Origin of the sequence: Polaromonas sp. DSP2-3-2b2 (assembly GCF_049895905.1) — a bacterium.
Lineage (GTDB): Bacteria > Pseudomonadota > Gammaproteobacteria > Burkholderiales > Burkholderiaceae_C > Polaromonas.
In genome coordinates this window covers 1-948 of record NZ_JAFCTH010000061.1, presented here as the reverse complement: position 1 = coordinate 948, position 948 = coordinate 1, and the positions used below count along the sequence as shown (strand labels likewise).

The window sequence follows — 948 nt, the reverse complement described above, 5'->3', positions numbered from 1 at the left end:
GCCGAGAGCTGGCGCGACTTTGTGATATTCGGGCAGGAAAAGCTCGATTTTCTGCGCGAGTATTTTCCTTTCTCGGCAGGCATTCCCTGCAAGAACACTTTTTCCCGGGTGTGCGCCGCGGTGGAGCCCGAGCAGTTTGGCGCCTGCTTTCTCGCCTGTGCCGCTTCGCTGCCGCGCGTGTCGGGCGAAGTCACCGCCATCGGTGGATGTCAAGCTAGATGCTATGGATGCCTCCCCTTTTTAAAAGGGAAGAAAACTGGAGCGCTGAGATTGAGTAGCCGTTAATCAGGAAGAAAAGCCTCGCTGCCGAGGCGGATCCTCTGATGGATACGACATCAAAGTGCCCAAGGCGTGATAGACCACGGTCTTCACAAACACCACAGAGGATCCATCATGAATCGTAATACGGGTATGAACGCGGGACAAGTGATCGGCACCATGAACGGCCTGCAGGTGGTCGGTCTGGATATTGCCAAGCAGGTGTTTCAGATGCATACGGTGGAGATGAACACGGGCGAGATCGTCAACGTTCAGCTCAAACGGGCCAAGGTACTGGAGCGCTTTGCAAACAAACCAGCGTGCCTGATCGCCATTGAAGCGTGTGGTGGCGCTCACTACTGGGCGCGTGAGTTGCGCTCGCTGGGCCACAGTGTGCGGCTGCTGCACGCCAAGATAGTGCGCCCGTTTGTCAGCGGCAACAAAACCGATGCGACTGATGCGCGTGCGATTTGGCTGGCGGTGCAGCAGCCCGGGGTAAAGTTTGTGGGAATCAAGACCACGGCCCAGCAGGCGACCTTGACGCTGCATCGCCAGCGCGAGGCGTTGATGAAGATGCGGATCATGCAAACCAACGCGTTGCGTGGACTGCTATACCCCCCGTGTCAGACTAGTTGCCGCTCCCATGATTGCGGATGATCCGCATTGGAGCGTTATTCATGACAACAAATC

1 protein-coding gene and 1 pseudogene are annotated in these 948 nt (G+C 56.9%); both read left to right on the top strand.

All coding sequences use genetic code 11. The annotated features are described in order from the left end of the window. Positions 1–285 (top strand): transposase family protein (locus tag ACP7AD_RS18555; protein ID WP_426166418.1); only part of this gene is annotated, 285 nt, incomplete at its 5' end. A gap of 153 nt (positions 286–438) precedes the next feature. Further along, positions 439–870: pseudogene (locus ACP7AD_RS18550) on the top strand (IS110 family transposase); the annotation flags it as partial. Positions 871–948: the final 78 nt, after the last annotated feature.